The 17,349-nt window shown below is 66.3% G+C and carries 19 protein-coding genes; 9 read left to right on the top strand and 10 right to left on the bottom strand.

Annotation, left to right across the window (positions count from 1 at the left end):
• Positions 1-91: 91 nt before the first annotated feature.
• The 5 genes from ABFX29_RS12615 to ABFX29_RS12595 form a co-directional block, all read right to left on the bottom strand.
• Complete coding sequence (locus tag ABFX29_RS12615; protein ID WP_152228989.1) at positions 92-2,116, bottom strand: sialidase family protein; 2,025 nt, start codon at positions 2,114-2,116, stop codon at positions 92-94.
• Positions 2,117-3,026: 910 nt separating this feature from the next.
• A complete protein-coding gene (locus ABFX29_RS12610) occupies positions 3,027-3,632 on the bottom strand; it encodes a class I SAM-dependent methyltransferase (protein WP_152228990.1) in 606 nt (201 codons plus the stop codon).
• Between the two features lie 41 nt (positions 3,633-3,673).
• On the bottom strand, positions 3,674-4,081 hold the full coding sequence (locus ABFX29_RS12605; RefSeq protein WP_152228991.1) for a VOC family protein: 408 nt from the start codon (positions 4,079-4,081) through the stop codon (positions 3,674-3,676).
• Positions 4,082-4,095: 14 nt separating this feature from the next.
• Positions 4,096-4,536 (bottom strand): helix-turn-helix transcriptional regulator, encoded by a 441-nt coding sequence (locus ABFX29_RS12600; protein ID WP_152228992.1) that lies wholly within the window; start codon positions 4,534-4,536, stop codon positions 4,096-4,098.
• Between the two features lie 32 nt (positions 4,537-4,568).
• Complete coding sequence (locus ABFX29_RS12595) at positions 4,569-5,027, bottom strand: hypothetical protein (protein WP_152228993.1); 459 nt, start codon at positions 5,025-5,027, stop codon at positions 4,569-4,571.
• A gap of 63 nt (positions 5,028-5,090) precedes the next feature.
• On the opposite strand from ABFX29_RS12595, the gene ABFX29_RS12590 reads away from it, so the two are divergent.
• Entirely contained in the window at positions 5,091-6,296 is a 1,206-nt protein-coding gene (locus ABFX29_RS12590) for a hypothetical protein (protein WP_152228994.1), read from the top strand.
• On the opposite strand, the gene ABFX29_RS12585 is transcribed toward ABFX29_RS12590, so the two are convergent.
• Positions 6,284-6,451, bottom strand: a complete 168-nt coding sequence (locus tag ABFX29_RS12585; protein WP_170287794.1) for a hypothetical protein — start codon at positions 6,449-6,451, stop codon at positions 6,284-6,286. The genes ABFX29_RS12590 and ABFX29_RS12585 overlap by 13 nt on opposite strands.
• A gap of 190 nt (positions 6,452-6,641) precedes the next feature.
• Positions 6,642-7,664 (bottom strand): NADPH:quinone reductase, encoded by a 1,023-nt coding sequence (locus tag ABFX29_RS12580; RefSeq protein ID WP_152228995.1) that lies wholly within the window; start codon positions 7,662-7,664, stop codon positions 6,642-6,644.
• A gap of 237 nt (positions 7,665-7,901) precedes the next feature.
• On the opposite strand from ABFX29_RS12580, the gene ABFX29_RS12575 reads away from it, so the two are divergent.
• The 3 genes from ABFX29_RS12575 (at position 7,902) to ABFX29_RS12565 (ending at position 10,826) form a co-directional block, all read left to right on the top strand.
• Positions 7,902-9,455: an LTA synthase family protein gene (locus ABFX29_RS12575; RefSeq protein ID WP_246167658.1), complete on the top strand. Its 1,554-nt coding sequence runs from the start codon at positions 7,902-7,904 to the stop codon at positions 9,453-9,455.
• A gap of 65 nt (positions 9,456-9,520) precedes the next feature.
• Entirely contained in the window at positions 9,521-10,594 is a 1,074-nt protein-coding gene (locus ABFX29_RS12570) for a DNA polymerase IV (RefSeq protein ID WP_487046981.1), read from the top strand.
• A 103-nt stretch (positions 10,595-10,697) separates the two neighbouring features.
• Positions 10,698-10,826 (top strand): hypothetical protein, encoded by a 129-nt coding sequence (locus ABFX29_RS12565; RefSeq protein ID WP_275124643.1) that lies wholly within the window; start codon positions 10,698-10,700, stop codon positions 10,824-10,826.
• A 67-nt stretch (positions 10,827-10,893) separates the two neighbouring features.
• Here the strand turns inward: ABFX29_RS12565 and ABFX29_RS12560 are convergent, their stop codons facing one another.
• The 3 genes from ABFX29_RS12560 to ABFX29_RS12550 form a co-directional block, all read right to left on the bottom strand.
• Positions 10,894-11,820, bottom strand: a complete 927-nt coding sequence (locus tag ABFX29_RS12560) for a lantibiotic dehydratase C-terminal domain-containing protein (RefSeq protein WP_170287795.1) — start codon at positions 11,818-11,820, stop codon at positions 10,894-10,896.
• A 213-nt stretch (positions 11,821-12,033) separates the two neighbouring features.
• Positions 12,034-12,735: an EAL domain-containing protein gene (locus ABFX29_RS12555; RefSeq protein WP_246167660.1), complete on the bottom strand. Its 702-nt coding sequence runs from the start codon at positions 12,733-12,735 to the stop codon at positions 12,034-12,036.
• Positions 12,736-12,872: 137 nt separating this feature from the next.
• Positions 12,873-13,340 carry a VOC family protein gene (locus ABFX29_RS12550; protein WP_152228998.1) on the bottom strand — a complete coding sequence of 156 codons (468 nt, stop codon included), beginning with the start codon at positions 13,338-13,340 and terminating at the stop codon, positions 12,873-12,875.
• 99 nt (positions 13,341-13,439) lie between these two features.
• On the opposite strand from ABFX29_RS12550, the gene ABFX29_RS12545 reads away from it, so the two are divergent.
• The 5 genes from ABFX29_RS12545 to ABFX29_RS12525 all read left to right on the top strand — a co-directional run bounded on the left by ABFX29_RS12545 (position 13,440) and on the right by ABFX29_RS12525 (position 17,348).
• Complete coding sequence (locus ABFX29_RS12545; protein WP_152228999.1) at positions 13,440-14,405, top strand: helix-turn-helix transcriptional regulator; 966 nt, start codon at positions 13,440-13,442, stop codon at positions 14,403-14,405.
• Between the two features lie 59 nt (positions 14,406-14,464).
• On the top strand, positions 14,465-14,611 hold the full coding sequence (locus ABFX29_RS12540; RefSeq protein ID WP_170287796.1) for a hypothetical protein: 147 nt from the start codon (positions 14,465-14,467) through the stop codon (positions 14,609-14,611).
• Positions 14,608-15,765: a N(5)-(carboxyethyl)ornithine synthase gene (locus tag ABFX29_RS12535; protein WP_152229000.1), complete on the top strand. Its 1,158-nt coding sequence runs from the start codon at positions 14,608-14,610 to the stop codon at positions 15,763-15,765. Before ABFX29_RS12540 ends, ABFX29_RS12535 begins: the two co-directional genes overlap by 4 nt.
• 71 nt (positions 15,766-15,836) lie before the next feature.
• On the top strand, positions 15,837-16,631 hold the full coding sequence (locus ABFX29_RS12530; protein ID WP_152229001.1) for a hypothetical protein: 795 nt from the start codon (positions 15,837-15,839) through the stop codon (positions 16,629-16,631).
• A 102-nt stretch (positions 16,632-16,733) separates the two neighbouring features.
• Positions 16,734-17,348, top strand: a complete 615-nt coding sequence (locus ABFX29_RS12525) for a TetR/AcrR family transcriptional regulator (RefSeq protein ID WP_152229002.1) — start codon at positions 16,734-16,736, stop codon at positions 17,346-17,348.
• The last annotated feature ends 1 nt before the right edge of the window (position 17,349 follow it).

Raw genomic sequence — 17,349 nt, 5'->3', positions numbered from 1 at the left:
ATGGGAGGGAGTCCGTTCGGGAGGCGCTCCGGGACGTGCTCTCCGGAAGGTCCAAGGGCCGCCGGTTNNNTCCCCTTACGTTTTCCGTGGCTTACTTTAGGCGGACGGCTTCACCCAGCACCCGGCCCGCGGCGCTGGACGCACCGGTAACGTTCCAGGCTGTGTCCGGGACGAAGTATCCCCTGGCAACATCGGCGGCAGTGACCGTGTAGCGCGGTGCGGTGCAGGTGTATCCGGCTCCCGCCGGCAGCGCAGAGTAGCGGCAGTTACCCGTCCCCGGCGGAACGAACGGACTGAAGTTACCGGAGGTAGGGACCACCGCTGCCGTGGCCGGGCCGGTGTTACTGACTTCGAACCGGTACGAAACCGTCTCGCCCGCGGCGTACGGATCCGCGACGACGTTCCGCGACGTGTCGGTGTGGCTGCCCGTGATGCTGACTTCGGCGAGGGAACCGGCCGGAGCCTGGATGCCTCCCTTCAGGGCCACCGGATACCCGAGGACCTTATCGGTGCCTGCGGCCGCTCCGGAGATCGCCCACGTGGTTTCCGGAACGAAGTACCCCTGTGCCGCCTCCTCGGCGGTTACGGTGTGCGCCGGGGTGGTGCAGACGTAGGAGGCCCCCGCAGCCAGGGAGAGGTAACGGCAGTTGCCCGTTCCCGGAGCGGTAAACGGCGCAAAGTTGCCCGCCGTCGGCGTCACGGTCACCGTGCCTGCATTGTTGTTCTTGACGGTGAAGCTGTAGCTGACGCTCTGGCCCGCAGTGTAGGGATTGGCGGCAAGGTCGCGCGAGGTGTCAGAGCGGGTACCGGAAATGCTCACGCCGGCAACGGTGGTGGTGCTCGGTGCCGGGGGCGGCGTACAGCTGTTCAGCCAGCTGTCGCTGAACTTCGCGAACATGATGCCGTTGCTGTAGCTGGATTCGTACAGGACGCCGATCTGCCCGTTTTCCAGCCCGGTGACGGTCGAATACGCGGAGAACCCGGATCGGATGGTCCGCGGCACTCCCCAGGTGGCGCCGTCGTCACAGGAAACCCGGGCGGACACGTTCTGCCTGCTGTCCGGATTATTCGCGTTGGTGAAGATCAGTTTCTTCGCGTCGGCACTGCCGGCGGGAGCGTCCGGGAAGAGCCGGGCGATCGCCGCGTTGTTGGCAGGATCAGTCAGCGCCGTGTCCAGGGTGACGGGCCCGTAGGATGCGCCGCCGTCAGTGGAAATGGCTACCTTGCGGGCGTTGTCCGCGGCGTTGTTGGACCGGGAGTTGAGCATTACCCGGCCGTCGGAAAGTTCGACTGTCTTGTTCTCGTCCATGCGGGTACCAACATTGGCGCCCTTGACCCAGGTAGCTCCGTGGTCATCGGAGTACACGCTGTAAGCCTGGATGGCGTTGGTTCCGTCAGCCTGACGCACGTCACCGGCGAATTGCTGGATGAGCCGCCCGGCGTAGGGCCCGTAGCGCAGCTGGATGCCCTCCCCCGAGCTGGCGAACATGCTGCGAACGTCTCCGGGCTGCGGATTCGTGGCGCTGCTTCCGGGCTTGACGATGCTGGTGATCAGCCGCGGCGCACCCCAGGAGAGTCCGCCGTCGCTGGATTCGGAGACCTGCGCACTGATGATGTTCCGGTTCGCGTCATCGTTGCCGAAGGTGCTGCTGGCATACCCCGCGTTCTTGGAATAGACGGAGAACAGGAACAGCTTTCCGGTCTCGGCGTCGTACACAAAGCTGGGATCGCTGTAGCCGAACTTGCCGGCGCCGTTGTTGGCCGTGTCCAGGTTCCCGGCCAGGATGGTGCGCTGCGTGTCCCAGGTGGCTCCGCCGTCGGTGCTGCGGCGCATGACGATCGAGTTGGGGTTGGGCGAATCAGCGGCATTGTTGGGCCGACCGTCCCAGGCGGCGACCACGACGCCGTTGCCCAGGTAGCTCAGGGCCGGAATGCGGTAAGCGGCGAACGGGCTCACGACTGTGGCACCGAGGTTCTGTTCGCTAAAGGTTCCGGGCGGATCAGTAGGCGCGGCTGCTGCCGGCCCGGCAACCAGGAGGCTGGACAGCGCGACGCCGGCGGCGAGCGCAGCTGCGGCTAGACGGCCGGGCCTTCGAAGCAGGGGTGATCGGGACATCTCGGTCCTTTCAAGAGCCGGCAGTAACCCGCCGGCGGCAGGCCCGCTGCCGGGCGGCGGCGGCACCAGTCCGCCACCGGACCTGCCCTGGAATCACTCCCTGGCATGAAATCCAACGTTGGACATCCTATGACTGTAGAAAGGCGTGCGGCTGTGAACAATGGGTCGTGTTCAAACTGGTGTGACGGGCGGGGAAATTAGGCCGGGCGGTGCGGGCAGCGGGGGGCGGCGCGGGCAGCGGGCGGGTGTCGCGTGGCGGAGGCGGGGGTGCGCGCGGGTGCCGGGTGGCGGAGGCGGGGGCAGCGCGCGGGTGCCGCGTGGCGGAGCAAAGAGCGGCGCGGATGAGGCGGGGGCGCGGCGCGGCGGGGGCAGCGCGCGGGTACGGAGCTAAGAGCGGCGCGGGTGAGGCAGGTGAGGCGTGCGGCGTGGCGGAGCTGGGGTGCGGGGGCAGCGCGCGCGAAGGACCGGGCCAGGGCCGGGCAGGCATACATCCGCGGAGGAGATACCGCGCCCTTAGACCCTGCCTGCTTCATCCTTCGGGGAGTTCGCGTCGTTTAGAGGCACCGCTCGCCATCCTTCGGGGAGTTCGCGTCCCTTTGGCGTGCTCAAAGGGACGTTATCTCCCCGAGGGATGCGGCAGCCGGCCTCAAAAGAGCGTTATCTCCCCGAAGGATGCGCCGCCAGCTCATCCCTCGGCGTCAGATCGAATTCCGGGGTTTCTCAAAGTCAGCGGCGCCCGGAAGTCAGCGGCCCCATGCGTCAGCGGCGCCCGGAAGTCAGCGGCCCCATGCGTCAGCGGCAGCCCCGGCGTTCACAGGAGATCGGAGGCAGCGGCGCCGAAAGTCAGCGGCGCCCGGAAGTCAGCGGCAGCCCCGGCGTTCACAGCAGCACGGGGCAGCGGCAGCCGAAGTTAGCGGCGGCCCAGGACGGCGACCAGGAAGTCCGATTCGACGTCGAACGGGCGCAGGTCCCAGGTGGAGAACTTCTGCTCGACAGTCAGTCCCACCGACGAGGCATCCTCGAAGAAGGTCCCGAAGTCATAGCCGCGGCCGGCGCCGAAGCCGACGACGATCCGCCCGCCCGGTGCCAGATGCCGCTTCATCCTTTCCAGGGCATCCGGCGCGGTGCCGGGAGCCAGGAACGCCATAACGTTGCCGGCGCTGACGATCAGGTCGAACGGCTCGGTGATGCCCTCGGCTGGCAGGTCCAGTTCGGTCAGGTCCATGGTGAACCAGGGAAGCTCCGGGAAGTCCTTCTGCGCGGCCGCAATCAGTTCCGGGTCAACGTCAACGCCGACGACGCTGTGCCCGCGGCGGGCAAGCTCGCCGCCCACACGTCCCGGGCCGCAGCCGGCATCGAGGATCCGGGCTCCGCGGGGAAGCATTGCGTCGACCAGCCGGGCTTCGCCGGCCAGGTCTGCACCCTCTTCCCGCATCTGCTCAAAGCGCTGGATGTACCAGGTTGAGTGCTCGGGGTTCTGGCGTTTCTTGGCTTCCCACAGGGTTTCTTTGCGCACGCTCCCAGCCTAGCGGCCCGGCCGCCCGATCCCTTCGATGCCTATACGCCGTTGATGCGGATCTGATTGCCGGCGGGGTCGCGGAAGGCGCAGTCGCGGATGCCGTAGGGCTGGTCGGTCGGTTCCTGGATGACTTCGGCGCCGGCCGACTGCACGGCATCGAACGCGGCGTCCACGTCCGGCGAGGAGAGGACCAGGGTGGCGAACGTGCCCTTGGCCATCATCTCGGCGATCATCCGGGTCTCTTCTTCCGTCACGGCGGGGTCAGCCGACGGCGGATAGAGCACCACGGAGACTTCCGGCTGGTCCGCCGGGCCCACGGTGATCCACCGCATTCCTTCGTAGCCGACGTCGTTCCGCACCTCGAAGCCGAGGGCATCACGGTAGAAGGCGAGGGACTCGTCGGGGTCTGTCTGGGGCAGGAAACTGTTGGATATGTTCAGGTTCATGCCGGCAACGGTAGTTACCGGGACGCGGACGGCGCTTCTTGATTCCTGACCGGTTTGGAGACGTTCTTCGCGATGCAGGACGGGATGCCTTTTGTCGCGTCGCCGTGCTCACGCCGGTAGGTGCTCGGCGGCACCCCGACCAGTTCCGTGAAGCGGGTGCTGAAGGTGCCAAGCGATGAGCAGCCGACGGCGAAACACACCTCGGTGACGGAGAGGTCGCCGCGGCGCAGCAGAGCCATGGCGCGTTCGATCCGGCGGGTCATCAGGTAGGTATAGGGCGCCTCGCCGAAGGCCCGCTTGAACTCGCGGCTGAGGTGTCCGGAGGACATGTGCGCGTCGCGGGCGAGCGCCTCAACGTTCAACGGCTGGGCGTACTCCCGGTCGATCCGGTCCCGTACCCGGCGGAGCACCACAAGGTCCCGCAGCCGCTGGTCATGGGCTGTACTGCTGGGCATGGACATACCGTAGACCCGCAGCGCGGGGCAGACTAGAGAGCCGCGCTTCGTGTGCGTTGCCCGCGCCTCCGGTCAATGGCTCTCATCACCCACACGAGGAGGGCATTCCCGGCCAGCGTTCCTGCAGCCACCAGGATGGCGCCCACGGCCCACAGCCCCGAGTCATCGCTGAGGGCAGCGGTCAGAATCCAGGCGGCGGTGAATCCAACCGGGAGCGCAGGGATTAACAGGAGCGGACGGAGAACCTTCTTCCCCAGCCAGGTCAGCACGATCCAGGCCACCACACAGCCCACAACCTGCCACGCCTCGTAGGGGCCGGACTGCGGCTCCGTTCCGGAACTGATCCCGACCGTGTCCCACGCGAACCAGCCCCACCACAGGCCGGCACCGAGCACGGTGAAGGCTACCGCCGCGCTGGGCTGGAGTGTCCGGGCCATGCCGGGGCTTAGGGCAGGCCGGGCGTCTGCGGAGCCGGGTGCTGTGGAGTTCATGCCTCAACCCTGCCATCCGGTCCGCTCTGTGCAAAGGACCAAGTGGGAGGTAGGTTGACGCCCATGAGTGCGAGTTTCGAATCCTTCTCCGCGGCATGGGAGCGAAGGGCACAGCGGCTGGGCGCATATGCCACCGGCAACTGGGCAGCAGTGTGCGCTGCTGGATCGCTGGCCGCCTACCTTGCCGCCACCGCCCTCGTGCTGAGCAATGCCTTCCTCTGGCCGGGCGCTGATATTCTCCACACCGTCGCGTCGGCCTTCCTCGGTCCGCTTCTGCTGACGCTTGCGGTTCTGGTGCTCTGGTTCCGTTCCGGCAGCATGAGCGCACAAACCGCGCTTTTCACGGCGATGACGGCCGTCCCTGCGCTGGCACTGGCAGCCTTGGCACTGGCCAGCTGGTCCGCCGGATTCACCCTGGCCGACGCCGGAACGGCCTTTGGCTGGTTCGAATCGTCATTCGCGCTGCTGGCCGGGGCAGCATGGCTTGTGGGAGCGGCGGCCCTCACCGGACCGGTCAGGACCGTATGGGAACCGCGCTACGCCCGGAACACCCAGGTTTTCCTGCTCGCAGCCGCAGCCGCCCTCTGCTTCGCGCTGCTGTACCTAACGGCTGCCCTGACCGCTCCCCTGGCTGCGGCGGCCGTCCTGGTTATCGCGCTGCGCTCAGGCGCCCCAGCAGGTGCCCACCCTGCCCGCCGGCCACTCCCAGACCCGGTTCCGGCGTCGGGCACGCTGCGGGCCGCCGTAACAGCTGCCGGCTTTGTGACCCTGATCCTCGGCATCGGCTTCGCCTGGTTTGCACTGTCAGGCAGCAGTTGGTCCTCGCTGGCGGCTGATTCAACGGCCGCCATGAACCTCGGCCTGGCTGCGGGGGCGCTCAACGCAGTTCCGGTAGTTGTGGCACTGGGAGCGGTCCTGATGCCACGGCACGGCCGGGTCATCCTCGTGTCGCTGGTGCTGGCCGTCGCCAGCCTCTTTGCGGAAGCCGGTGCCCAGCTGGCGGGTGCGGGCCACCCATCGCAGTGGCCGCTGAGCGTGGCGGCCGGGGTCTGTCTAGGATTCGCCCTCGTCCTGCCGTTCGCCCGGCTCCTGCCGGGTTCCCTTCCGCTGCGGGTCTGCGCGACGGCGGGGGCCGGCCTGGCCGCGTCCTTTATGGCCCTAAATGTGGTGGCCGCGGCGGGTTTCCTCGCGCCGCTGGTTTCCGCAGCGCTTCTTATCTGGTGCTTCGCTCCGCCGTCGAGCCGGCGTCGGATGGTTCAGCCGGCCTGATTCCTCCGGCCGGACTCTTCACGGCGCACGCGGCTCCACTGATACAGCCCGAAGATGCACAGTCCGATCATCGCGGCCGCTGCCAGTATCCGCCACCAGACAAACGGCCCGCCCGCCGCGATCAGCACAGCCGACAGCAAAAAGGAAAGACTCATCAGGGGATGGGGAACCTTGTCCGGGTTAAGCGGTTTCCGGTTCCTTCGCTCGCCTGACATGGTCAGTCCCCCTTAGGTTTCTGCCGGTGAGCGTGCTGCACTGCCCGGCGCTCCTGGATACGTTCGTGCCACCCTACGCCACCGGGCGGGCCGATCGCCGCGGCCCGCCCGGTGTTCCGGTCTCTTGCGCTTACGCGGCCTCGTCCGCCACACGGATCAGGACCTTGCCCGTCACACCGCTTTCAACCGCGTCGTGCGCGGCAGCGGTCTCTTCCAGGCTGAACCAGGTCAGCGGCAGGCCAGCTTCTTCGCCAACCGGCAGGGCGCCGTCGCGCAGTGCCTCCGTAATGTCCTTCACGGCGGCCTGGTGGGCGGCTTCGCCTTCGGTATATACAAGGACGCCCTGCCAGCGGACGTTCTTCGCGAAGCTTGCAACGATCGGTGCGGTGAACTCTTCACCATTATTGTTCGCGTAGTAGGCGATGCTGCCGTGGTTGGCGATCACCTCGACGTCGAGCGCCGCGTTCTGCGCCGGGGACACCTCAACGATGTGGTCGACGCCGTCCGGCGCGATCTCGCGGATCCGGTCGGCTTCGGCGGGATCGGGGTAGCGCACAATGTGGTGTGCCCCGGCGGCGCGGGCCAGCTCGGCCTTCGCGTCGCTGCTCACCGTGGCAATCACGGTGGCTCCGGCCCAGACGGCGAGCTGGATCGCGGCGTGGCCCACCGCTCCGGCTCCGCCCTGCACCAGCACACTGCGTCCGTCCAGGGAGCCGGGTGCCAGCCGGACGGGGCCGAACTCGTGGACGGTGAGGGCACGGTGCGCGGTCATGGCCGGGACGCCCAGGCTCGCGGCGACGTCGAACCCGATGCCTTCGGGCAGGGGAACCGCACGGTCTGCGGGCAGGACGGTGTATTCCTGCGCAGTGCCGGTGGGACGTTCATGGGCGGCGAGGAAGATCCACACCCGGTCCCCCACCCCGAGGCCGGAAACGCCCTCACCGACGGCGTCGATAATTCCGGCTCCGTCCTGGTTGGGCACCACCTCATCAAACGCGATACCGGCGCCTGCACGGGCTTTCCAGTCGGTGGGATTCACCCCGGAGACGGTGACGCGGACCCGCACTTCACCGGGTCCGGGCTCCGCGATGCTGCGCTCGGCCAGGGACAGGACTGAGGAATCTCCAGTGTCGGAGTAGACGATGGATTTCATGTGCAGGAACAAGCGCGAAGGGAGCTGATCTATTCCCGCTTCGCGTAGATTCGCGGCCCTGCGACCATTTTCCAGGTGCCGGCCGGTGTGAAGTTGCCCCCTGAATAAGGGGTAACGATCAGGTTAACCATGGTTGAACGGGTATCGTAACGGTACTAGTCTGCTAATGCCCGCTGACGGGCTGTTTGTCAAGAGTGTCCCGCCTAACGCGGCAGCTCAGGAAATCCAGGAGTTCCCATGTCTGACCGGTTTCGCCATATGACCCGCCGCAGCGGCGTCGTCGTGGGGCATGCCCTGGTCTACATCCTGATCTGGCTGGGACTGGCCATGACGGCCTCCGCCGCCGTCATCCATTACTTCTGGGGCCGAATCTCCGTGGCCCAGCTTCTCCTGAACCTGGTTTCCGTGGAAACCGACGGCGGGGGCGGCAGCATTGTCACCACCAGCATCCTCGCCATTGGCGTGGCTCCAATCCTCATCACCGCGGCCGTCGCCGTGCTGCACCAGCGGCGCCGCCGCAAGCACCGGGCCCGCGCCTACCAGCCCTCGCCCCGCGCCAAGTGGATTGTGCGCAGCGTCGCCACCGGGCTGGTTGGCGCCGTCGTTATTGGCGGCACGACGGCGTTTGCCACCAAGGTGAGCATGGCTGAGTACATTAAGGCCGCCACCTCTCCCTACGACGTCGGCGACTACTACAAGCTTCCCGTCGTCACCGGCAGCGAGAACAAGCGCAACCTGGTGATGATCTACCTTGAGTCCGGTGAGCAGACCCTCGCGGACGACCAGCTTTTCGAAAAGGACGCCTTCCTTCCGCTGAAGGAGGCAACTCCCGCAGCCGAAGGCTGGCAGAGCGTGGAGAACTTCCAGCAGTACAAGGGCGGCGGCTGGACCATGGCCGGCTTGGTCTCCACCCAGTGCGGCATCCCCCTGAAGGGATCCGGGTTCAACGGCAGCAGCTCCTCCGGCAAGTCAGCGGACAGCACCACCACCGGTTCCTACCTGGGCGGCGCCACCTGCCTGGGCGACGTCCTCGCGGAGCAGGGCTACACCAGCACGTTCCTGGGCGGCGCCAATTCGTCCTTTGCCGCCAAGGACGACTTCCTGACCACCCACGGATACTCCGAGATCAAGGGCCTGGCGGACTGGCGTGCCGCCGGCGAGGAAGAGAAGAGCTTCCGCAGCGACTGGGGCCTGAGCGATGAGCGCCTGATGGCGAACGCCAAGGACAAGGTGGATGAGCTGCACGCCCAGTCCCAGGCGACCGGCCAGCCCTTCAACCTGACCGTTCTTACGCTGGACACCCACGAGCCCGTGCACATCTACGACTACTGCAACGTAGACACGGAGAACGTGGTCACGTCCGCCTTCGACTGCTCAATGACCCAGGTCGCCGGGTTCGTGAACCATATGAAGGACGCCGGTTACCTTGAGGACACCGCCGTGGTGATCATGGGCGACCACCTCAAGCACATGAGCGCCGGCGACGCCTTCCACGAGCAGCTGGACCACCACCCCAACCGCACCATCTTCAACCGCATCTGGATCCCCGGCGGCAGCGAAGAACCGCTGCGCCCCGGCGTTGACCAGTTGAGCATGTACCCCACGCTGCTTGAAGTGGCCGGCCTGACCCTGAAGGACCGCGAAGCCGGGCTCGGTGTCTCCGCCTTTGCCCCGGTGGTTCCGGACACCTCAGCACAGGCGGCAGACCCGGAGACCTACGCTGAACTGCTCGATTCCCTGTCCCCGCTCTTCTATGCGGAGGCCTGGGCCGGCCAGCCATTGGCCCGCTAGCTCCCGTTCCGGGAAACCACGCGCCACGGTGCCGGTAGGGGCGCTTTTCCGGCACACTGGTGCCCGTGAGCTCAATCCCCTGGGTGCTGCACGTGGATCTCGACCAGTTCATCGCGGCGGTCGAGGTGCTGCGGCGCCCTGAGCTAGCGGGAAAACCGGTGATCGTGGGCGGCCGGGGTGATCCGACAGAACGCGCGGTGGTGTCCACGGCTTCCTACGAGGCAAGGGCGTTCGGTGTCGGATCCGGCATGCCGCTGCGGGTCGCGGCCCGAAAAGTGCCCGACGCCGTGTTCCTCCCCGTGGATGCCGAGACCTACCTCGCCGCCTCGGAAACCGTGATGTCAACGCTGCGGACCCAACCCGGCGCCGTCGTGCAGGTCCTCGGCTGGGACGAAGCATTCGTGGGCATCGAAGCCGAGGACCCGGAGGCCTACGCCCGGGACCTGCAGTCCGAGGTCCTGCAGCAGACGCAGCTGCACTGCAGCGTGGGCATCGGAGACACTTTGATCCGGGCCAAAAACGCCACTGACTTCGGCAAGCCTGCCGGCACCTTCCGGCTCACCGCGGAGAACTGGCTGGACGTCATGGGCACTAAACCCACCAGGGAACTCTGGGGCGTGGGGAACAAGATCTCTGCCCGGCTGGCGAAGCTGGGCATCGGCACCGTCGCTGAACTTGCCGCAGCAGATCCGCAGGCCCTGGTTCCGGAGTTCGGCCCGAAGATGGGTCCCTGGTACGCCACGCTCGGGCGCGGCGACGGGACCAGCGAGGTGGACGACACTCCGTGGGTGGCGCGCGGGCACAGCCGTGAAACAACGTTCCAGGAGAATCTCACCGAAGCTGACCAGGTGCGCGACGCCGTCACGCGGCTGACCGCCGATGTCCTGGCGGATGTGGCTGCTGAAGGGCGTCCGGTGATCGGGCTGACGCTGAAGGTCCGGTATGCGCCCTTCGTTACCAAGACCCACGCACGGAAAATCCCGGTGACCTCCGACCGGGAAGAGATACTGGCCCGGGCATTGGACCTGGCCGGCGCCATCGAACCCGGACGGCCGATCCGCCTGCTCGGGCTGCGGGCGGAAATGACAATGCCGGACGACGCCCGGAAGGGACACACCCCCACGAGAGGCGGATGGTGAACCCGCAATCGTAAAGGGGTAGTACTGGGCCCCGGCCGGGTGCACGATGGGTTTACCGGCCGGGGCCGACGGATCCCGGCTTCCTCGAAGGAAGGTGCAGCCAATGGCAGATCTCGGCGGAATGGCAGACAAGGCGAAGGACGCCGCCAAGGACAACCCGGAGAAGGTTGACCAGGCAAAAGACAAGATCAAGGACGTCGCCGACGGAAACAAGGACGACGACCAGAACTGATACACAAACATCAGTGCCGGGCCGCCTGGGATCAGGCGGGCCGGCACTTGTGTTTTCTGTCTTTCGTTCAGGCAGGAGCAGGCCGGCGGGCGCCTGCCTTTTCACGATCCTTGCTCCAGGCCTGTGCATGGAAGCCGAGCACGGCCTCCTGCTGAAGGGAAATCCCCATCCGGTTGCACAGCAGCATGCTCTCGGTCAGCACCATTTGGTGCGCACTGCGGCTAACCCGCTTTTTGTCCGCCCGAAACAGGTACATGTCGATAGCCCGCACCCACCGTTTGCGCCATACCTCCACCGATGGTTCGGATACCAGTGCAGCCATAGTCCGGTGAGCGGACCTGACGCCGGGGAGGGTCTGGTCCCTCATCGTCCGGCGGCCGCGCTCGGCGCGGTTGCCTAACGCAGAGGTGCACGCGTGCAGGTGAGCGTCCCAGTAATAGTCCCAGCTGACGGTCCTGCGGTCGGGCCACCGCGTTGACCGGGTTCCCCACATCATGCTGTGGCAGGCATCAAAAAGGAGCAGGGCTGCCAGGGGTTCCCGGGTTTTTCCGGCAGGGAACCGGTTAACCGCCCAGATGGCCAGATCAGCTGCAAGCTCGGTTATTTCCGCCACCAGCCGCAGGCCTTCCTCCCCGCCGTAGCGGGCGAAAACCGTTTCCAGGGCTTCCGGCATGGGCTGCCCCTGCTTCGGCGGATAAACTATGCTTTGCAGTTCGGTCAGCTCGACTGCGCCAATCTGCGGCGCGCGCTCCTCGGCAACCGCGTGGGCGAACTTCCATACCCGGTCCACCACTTCGCGGGGAGCGCGAAGGTGCAGCCGCGCCTGAGGGTTGACCGAATCAAAATTCCGTACGAATCCGAACCGTATGCTCCCCCAGGTTCGGGCCTGGGCGCTGAGCGGGCCGACCAGGTGCCGGACTATTTCGTCGCCGGCTCCCTTCCGTTCCGCCTCAATCAGGAGCGTCCACCACAGTGTGTCGCACGGAGAAGCCACCGGGGACCTCTGTCCAGTTTCGGATAATGCGGCAGTACTCATATTCCCTCGCTCAAATTGGGGGGATCAGGTGCAGTACCAACACCCTTAGCCGTAAAAACCGGAAATGGAACGGGTTTAAAACCAAGTTTTTACCGGATGGAAAATAATCGTTTGACCCTGGCTTGGATTGGATTAGGCTGGCAAGTTAGGTGCGGGACTGAAGAGGCTCCGTCAGGCCCTCGGCAGCATTGCACTGACCCGCGGGAGTTCCTCGAAGGCCGGCTTTGCGAACCAGTATCCCTGGAACAGGCGGATTCCGGCCGCTTCCAGGACCGCGAATTCCTGCTCACTTTCGATCCCTTCTGCCAGCACGGTGATCTCCAGTTCCCCGGCCATTGCCAGGATCCCGTCCACGACTGCCCGGCGGGCCCGGCTGGCCTCGATTCCCCGAATGAGTTTCATGTCGATCTTGATGAGGTCCGGCTGGAAGTCTGCCAGCAGCCCAAGTCCGGCATAACCGGCGCCGAAATCATCAAGGGCGGTGGTAAATCCGTGCCGACGGTATTCGGTGATGATGTTCGTAAGGTGGGCCGTGTCCCGCACCTCCTCGTTTTCGGTGAACTCGAACATGATCGAGGACATCGGAAAGCTGAACCTGCGGGCTGCCTGCAATGTTGCGCGAAGACACGCTGCGGGCTCGTAGACGGCCTTGGGCAGGAAATTGATGGACAGCATGAGCTCCTCCCCTGCCGGAAAGAGCCGCGAAGCCAGTTCAATTGCTTTGACCCGGCAGTCCTGGTCAAAGCGGTACAGCTGTTCCGGAGCAACGTTGGACAGCACTTCGTAAGCGCCTTCACCGTTCAGGCCCCGCACCAGTGCCTCGTAGCCCCACACACGGCGCTCAACGGCGTCGTAAATTGGCTGGAAAGCCATGCTGAAATCGAAGTCGAGCTTTGAAGCCGTGCTGCAGCCGCCACATGCCATAGGAGTCCCCCGGTTTTATTCTTTTCAGGAATGCTACCGGTGTTGCCGCGAAAAAATACCGACGCTGCCCCCTCCCCGGGACCTGCTTAGCCGCTGTAGGGAGCCTCGACGTCGATCACCCAGGTGACGCCGAAGCGGTCGGTCAGCATGCCGAATCCGGGGCTCCAGGCGGAGGCAGCGAGCGGTTCGATGATGTCCGCGCCGTCGGCAAGCCGGTCCCAGAGCTTCGTGACTTCCTCCAGGCTCTGCCCGCGCAGGGACTGGAAGAACGTGCGGTCCGTGACCGTGGTGCCGTTCTCGCGGCGTGTGGTTCCTGCTGTCACGGTGGTGCCGGGGCTGTCCTGGCCCGGGATGTCATAGGCCATCAGCCGGAAGCCGTCAGCGGTCTCGACCTGCCCAAAAACGATCTTCTCCGCACCCGGAACCTCTTGTGGCATGCCGAAGTCGCCGTAGGTGGCGCGGGTGAGGCTGCCGCCGAACACCGACTGGTAGAACTCAAGTGCCTGGCCGGCGGTGCCGCGGAAGTTCAGGTGGGTAGTGGTGGTGATGCTCATGGGATCTGTCCTCTCATTTCGGCACGGTTTGTGCCGTTGAAACCAGCCTGGACCTGGTAGCGGACAGGATGTGTCCTCTTCTTCAGGAATACTCGGAGAATGTCCGGCACCTCCTCGCGCATGCTCGCCCTGCTCTCCCTGCTGCAGTCCCGACGGGACTGGCCCGGAAAAGTCCTGGCCGAGCGCCTGGAGGTGGCGCCCCGGACCGTCCGCCGGGACGTGGACCGGCTCCGCGGGCTGGGTTACTCCATCACCGCAGCCAAGGGGCCCGACGGCGGCTACCGGCTGGCCGCCGGCTCAGACCTCCCGCCGCTGCTGTTCGACGACGAGCAGGCCGTGGCCATCGCCGTGGCGCTGCAAAGCGCGCCGTCCAGCGGAGTGGACACGGGCGACGCCGCTGCCCGGGCACTGGCCACGGTGCGGCAGGTGATGCCCTCCCGGCTGCGGCACCGCATCGACGCCATCCGCTTCACTGACGCCGGCGCATCGGCCGCGCAGGTTGAGCCGGCTGTCCTTGAAACACTCAGCACTGCAGTCCGGGACCGGAGGATTGTCCGTTTCGACTATGCCGGGAATACCTCCGGGCCGGCCCGCCGCGCGGAGCCGCATGCCGTCGTCGCGCGCAATGGCCGCTGGTACCTGGTGGCCTGGGACCTGGACAGGGCGGACTGGCGTATCTTCCGGCTGGACCGGCTCACACCGAAGTTCCCCCCGGGAAGCACGTTCACCCGGCGTCCCGTTCCGGGAGGGGACGCCGCCGCGTTCCTGGCCGCCCGCCAAAAGGGAGCGGAGTCCGACGCCGGGTGGCCGTGTTACGCCGAGTTCCTCCTGGAGCTGCCCGCAGCCGATGTGGCACCGTGGCTGGGCGACGGTGAACTGGAGCAGGTCTCCGGCACCCTCTGCCGGGTGCGCGTGGGCTCGTGGTCCTGGGCGGGGCTGATGTCCTGGGTCCTGCGCTTTGACGCTCCGTTCAAGGTGCTGGGCCCCGCTGCGTTCACCGAGTCCCTCTCCGGCTTCGCAGACCGGATCAGCGCTTCCCATCCCGGCACGGACCAAGCCGGTTAGGACCGTACCTGTAGGGTTCGAAGTCAGGAACCTCTTCGGTTCCGCCTACAGGAGCTGACATGTCAGACAAGTCCCCGCGCCAAACAGCATCCAAAAAATCCGGTAAGTCCATCAAGGAAAAACGAGCCGACAAAAGGGCCGCGGCAGCTCCATCCGGCTCCACCGAAAAAACCGCCGGCACGCAGGCCGCTAGCCGCAAAAAGTGAGCGCCCCTGCGAACGGCCTCACGCTGGGCATTCTCGCCAGCACGCGCAAGCCAGCTGAACGGCGCCTGGCGATCCATCCGCTGCACGTTGAGCGCATTGATCCCGGGCTTCGGCAGCAGCTCATCCTCGAAGAGGGCTACGGTGAGACGTTCGGCGTTTCCGACGATGTCCTCAAACCGCTCGTGGGAGCGATGCTGCCGCGCACGCAGCTGCTGGCGGAGGCCGACGTCGTCCTCCTCCCCAAGCCGCAGCCCGCGGACCTCGCCGAGTTCCGGGACGGGCAAACGCTCTGGGGCTGGCCGCACTGCGTACAGGACCGGGCAATCACCCAGCTGGCCATCGACAAGAAGCTGACCTTGATTGCCTTCGAGGCGATGAACCACTGGAAGAGCGACGGCGGCTTCGGCCTGCATGTGTTCCACAAGAACAACGAGCTGGCCGGTTACTCCTCCGTGCTGCACGCCCTGGCCCTCACCGGTTCCACGGGCGACTACGGCCGGCGGCTGAGCGCCGTCGTCATCGGCTTCGGAGCCACCGCCCGCGGCGCAGTCACCGCCCTGAACGCGCACGGCATCCACGACGTCCAGGTGCTGACCAACCGTGATGTCGCCGCCGTCGGATCACCGATCCACTCGGCGCGGATCATCCAGTTCGACCATGATCCGCAGGCACCGTTCCTCAGTGAAGTCATCACCGAAAAAGGCCGGGTACCGCTGGCACCGTTCCTCGCCGAAGCGGACATTGTGGTCAACTGCACCCTGCAGGATCCCAATGCACCGCTTACCTACCTGCGCACCGATGACCTTGCCGGTTTCCGGCCCGGCAGCCTGATCGTGGATGTTTCCTGCGATGAGGGCATGGGTTTCGAGTGGGCGAAGACCACTACGTTCGCGGATCCAATGTTCCAGGTGGGCGGGCACATCGACTATTACGCCGTCGACCACAGCCCCTCCTACCTCTGGAATTCCGCCAGCTGGGAGATCAGCGAAGCGCTGCTGCCCTTCCTGGAAACGGTGCTTGCCGGGCCGGAAGCCTGGCAGGATAACGACACCATCCGGAACGCCATTGAAATCCAGGACGGGGTCATCCGGAACAAGGATGTGCTCCAGTTCCAGCAGCGGCATCCCGACTACCCGCACGCCGCGCTGGGCTAACGCCAGTCAGGCGGAGGCAGGGCTGCAATGCCGCTAGGGTGGGACAACTGTTCACATTCTCCGGGGGAATCATGAGAAAAACCGCTGCCGTCCCTGTCCTTGCCCTGTTGCTCCTTACCGGGTGCACGGATACCGAGTCTGAGGCTTCTTCTCAGACCGCATCACCGTCGGCGCCGCCGTCGTCCACCGGACAGCCCGCCGGGCAGTCCGCCGGAGCGGACGGAGCGGCGTCCGAGGCAACCGAAGAGCAAACCTGCTCCGAACTGCTCGGGACCGATGGCACGGGTCCTCTGTACCAGGCAATCTCCCTCGTGCGGATCGAGGACGGGACCTTCGGTTTCACCGGATCGCCTGAGGCCGCCGGAGCTGTCGATGAAACGCTCCGGGGCCTCGCGGCGGATGCACCGCCCGTAGTGGAACCACCGCTGGCAGGGCTGACCCAGGCGATGGGCGGCGTGCTCGCGCTGGCCGAACCATCGACCGGGGCTGCCGTAACCTTCGACCCCTTCGCGTGGACGGACACCATCGGGGACATCCTCTCTGTCTGTGCCCGCTACGAGGTCGGCCTGGCAAAGCCGGCCGCGGAAAGTGCCGGTGCCGCCTTCCCGGGCTACCCGTTGGTCGTGAATGCCGCCTCGGTGGACTACCGCGTCGCCGCCTGGTTCAGCGGCAGCCTTGCGGACGGCCGGCTCGTGGCACTCGCGCCGGGCCTGTACGGGCCCTACAACCCGGAGGTGCCTGATCTTTCGCTTTACTACGTCTCCACGGCGGTCGCCGGTGACAGTGCCGTGAAACAAACCGTCTTCCCCGGTTCCGGCGGCACGGCGTCGTGGTCCGGCGTCCGGCCCGGCACCGAGGAACCGTAGGCTGGCTGACCGGGTTGCTGACCGGGACATGAACACCTCTGGACACTAACGGTTACCAACGGTAAGTTACCACTAGTAAGTTACCGATTTCCGGGAGCCGGCATGACCAACGTTGCAGCCCAAACACGGCGCCGCCTCTCCAGGCAGGAGCGCAGGACCCAGCTTCTGGAAGTGGCCCGCGAATTGATCCGGGATGCGGGAACCGACGAGTTCACCCTCGGCCGTCTGGCCGAACGCGCAGGCGTGACCAAGCCGCTGGTGTACGGCCACTTCGGTGACCGGGCCGGCGTGTTCGCCGAGCTCTACCGAGAGTTCGAGGAACGGCAGCGGAAAACACTGGCGGCCGCCCTGGCCGACGCAGAGCCGGACGTGACCGTCGTGGCGGGACTGGTTGCCGGCGCCTATATCGACTGCTGCCTTGCCGAGGGCAGGGAACTGGCCGACGTCGTCGCCGCCCTGGCGGGTTTCTCCACCCTGACTGGAATCCGGCAGGAGGCCGAGAACGCCTACCTGGCGATGTACCGGGAGGCGCTGGAACCCTTCACGGGTCCGCCCAGCCTCGCCGGGCTCCAGGCCGTCACCGGCGCCGGAGACGCCCTGGCCCGGACCGCACTGAGCGGCAGGATCAGCGCCGCCCAGGCCCGCAGCACACTCACCGCGGTCGTTCTCGCCGTCGCAGGCGGCTCCCCAAAGACCGCCGGCACCCAGGAGGCCTGAC

The sequence above is a fragment of the Arthrobacter gandavensis genome (assembly GCF_039528575.1).
GTDB lineage: Bacteria > Actinomycetota > Actinomycetes > Actinomycetales > Micrococcaceae > Arthrobacter_B > Arthrobacter_B citreus_B.
The sequence above is the reverse complement of the archived record's forward strand: the minus strand, read 5'-3'. Positions and strand labels throughout refer to the sequence as shown.